This is a genomic window from Psychrobacillus sp. (genome assembly GCF_056205495.1).
This window is the reverse complement of the sequence record NZ_JBAEAP010000538.1, coordinates 1-2,936: the sequence shown is the minus strand read 5'-3', so window position 1 is coordinate 2,936 and position 2,936 is coordinate 1. Positions and strand designations below refer to the sequence as shown.

General features: G+C 36.5%; 2 protein-coding genes and 1 pseudogene. 2 read left to right on the top strand and 1 reads right to left on the bottom strand.

The annotated features are described in order from the left end of the window. Positions 1-292, bottom strand: a pseudogene (locus AC06OU_RS15200) (DUF2087 domain-containing protein); the annotation flags it as partial. Between the two features lie 147 nt (positions 293-439). Here AC06OU_RS15200 and AC06OU_RS15195 point away from each other — a divergent pair. Next, positions 440-2,137 (top strand): M3 family oligoendopeptidase, encoded by a 1,698-nt coding sequence (locus AC06OU_RS15195; protein ID WP_475856894.1) that lies wholly within the window; start codon positions 440-442, stop codon positions 2,135-2,137. A 26-nt stretch (positions 2,138-2,163) separates the two neighbouring features. Next, on the top strand, positions 2,164-2,568 hold the full coding sequence (locus AC06OU_RS15190) for an RDD family protein (protein ID WP_475856892.1): 405 nt from the start codon (positions 2,164-2,166) through the stop codon (positions 2,566-2,568). Positions 2,569-2,936: the final 368 nt, after the last annotated feature.

The following is a 2,936-nucleotide window of genomic DNA, read 5'->3' as shown; positions in this document are numbered from 1 at the left end:
CTAAGTCACTTCTCCCTTCATAAAACAGTTGCATTAAGCTATTTTGATGGTCCGTCAAGCCAGTTAGATTATTGTTTAAGCCTGTTAAATGATCAAATACAGAGATATGTTGTTTCTCTATATGAAGCTTCATAAATCGCTCTGATTCATACAACACATTATTTTCAGGATAGATCAAGCCCTTTTCAACTTTCTCCCCACACAACAAACATTGATAGCATTCCTTTTCCTCCACATACCCTTTTTTCATCTCTTCCATAGATGCGTCTAAAAAGTTTTCAATCACTCTCATAACAAACATAACTCCTTTTCGTTTGTAAATATACAAACATTTTACATTAACGTCTATTTTAAATCAATTTAAATAATACTGTTGCAATTTATCTGAAAATAATAAACAATTAAAAGGAAGGATTACAAGAAAATAGGGGGAAATACATTGGTTACATTCAAAGAATACGAATACAAAAGACCAGATTTGCAAGAAATGAAGACAGCTTTTCATAGTTTATTAGATAAAATGAAGGAAGCTACTTCTGTAGAGGAGCAAAATTCAATAATTGAAGAGATTAACTCGATTCGCAACAACTTCTCTACTCAAGCAAACCTTGTTTATATCCGAGCTTCTATCGATACAAACGATGAATTTTATCAAAAGGAACGCGATTTTTTAGATGAAATCAGTCCCGAGGTAGATGAGCTTGTCACAGAATACTACAAGGTTCTTGTAGCTTCCCCATACCGCAATGAGCTAGAAAAAAAGTGGGGCAAGCAATTATTTGACTTGGCAGACTTTCAGATTAAAGGATTCTCTTCAGAGTTGATCGGCTTAATGCAAAAGGAAAACAAACTAACCTCTGACTATTCTAAGCTTGTTGCATCTGCAGAAGTAGAGTTCGAGGGAGAAAAATATACACTAGCACAGCTTGGAAAGTTTACAGAGTCTACAGACCGCGAAATAAGAAAGAAAGCTAGAGAAGCTTCTATTGGGTTTTTCCAAGAAAATGAAGCCAAATTTGATGACATCTATGACCAACTTGTTAAGCTACGTCATGAGATGGCAACTACTCTTGGCTACAAAAACTTTGTAGAGCTTGGTTATATTCGGATGAACAGAATCGACTATAATGCGGAGATGGTAAAAAAATTCCGTGACCAGGTTCGTGATTATATAGTTCCTCTTGCCAATAAGCTACACGAAAGACAGGCTAAACGCATTGGTGTAGAGAAGCTTAAATTTTATGATGAACCACTTAACTTTTTAACTGGAAATGCAACTCCACAAGGTTCTCCTCAATGGATTATCGACAATGGAAAGAAAATGTATGAGGAGCTTTCTCCAGAAACAGCGGAATTCTTCCAGTTTATGATTGACCGAGACCTAATGGATTTAGAAGCTAAAAAAGGAAAAGAAGCTGGAGGATATTGTACATTTATCGATGACTATGAATCTCCCTATATTTTCTCTAATTTCAATGGAACATCTGGAGATATTGATGTGTTAACTCATGAAGCAGGTCATGCTTTTCAGGTTTATACAAGTAGAAATATCGGGATACCGGAATATATCTGGCCAACGTTTGAATCATGCGAGATCCACTCGATGAGTATGGAATTTTTTACTTGGCCATGGATGGAGCTTTTCTTCAAAGACCAAACAGAGAAATATAAATTTGCCCATCTAAGCAGTGGTCTTTTGTTCCTTCCTTACGGTGTGGCCGTAGACGAATTCCAGCACGTTGTATATGAAAATCCAGAAATGACACCAGCAGAAAGAAAGGCCGCATGGAGAAAAATTGAGCAAACGTACCTCCCTCATCGTGATTATGATGGGAACAGTTATTATGAGGCTGGTGGCTTCTGGCAGCGCCAAGGACATATATATGCAAGTCCTTTCTATTACATCGATTATACGTTGGCACAGATTTGTGCATTCCAATTTTGGAAGCGTTCAAGAGAGGATCGTGACTCTGCATGGAAGGATTACTTACACCTTTGTAAACTTGGGGGCTCTATGTCCTTCACTAAGCTAGTAAAAGAAGCTAATCTCATTTCTCCTTTTGAAGAAGGATGCGTCGAGTCTGTCATTGGTACAATTGAGGATTACTTAAACAGCGTAGATGATGCTTCACTTTAACTTTAGAAATAAGGAGTTTATACGTTATGAATAATCCAGCAGGTTTCTGGATAAGATTTGGGGCAGGTCTATTAGATGGAATTATTATCGGTATACCATTGGCAATTATTAGCTTACTTTTGTTCGGAGAAAGTGATACTTGGTTTACAACCATAGGACAAAACTTTTATACTTTTATCTTGCCTATTTTATGGGCAGGATACACAATAGGCAAACGAATTGTGGGAGTACGAATCGTTAAAGTAGACGGGTCTAGTGTAGACGTTTGGACGATGGTAAAAAGAGTTATAATAGCAGGAATTGTCTATGGGATAACTTTGGGTATTGGTCTAATTGTGAGCTGTTTTATGGTCGGTTTACGCGAGGATAAGAGATCCCTTCATGATTTTATAGCTGGTACTTATGTAACTCATGATTCGCCTTATTCATGAGCAGCTAACTTAAACTTCTATCATCCCCACTTTATTTTTGATACTAATGAAAAGTAAAGAAGATGGTCGTGATTCCCTTCACGACCATCTTCTTTTATCTAGCCTTATTTTTTTTATAACATTTTCTAGCCTACACTCTCATACAGTAGCAGGTAATTCATAGAAGATAACGAATGTAAGTATAAAGGGGTGTTATTATGTCGAGTAAAATATTAGCAATTACAATTGCGATTACGGGAATTATTTATATATTTTTGATACCTCATGATCCGGTTGGTATTAAAATAATGTTCAAACTTATTCCTATGTTGCTTATTATTCTTTCTGCAAGTGTTCAACCACCTGGTTTACCCAAGAGCTACAAGACA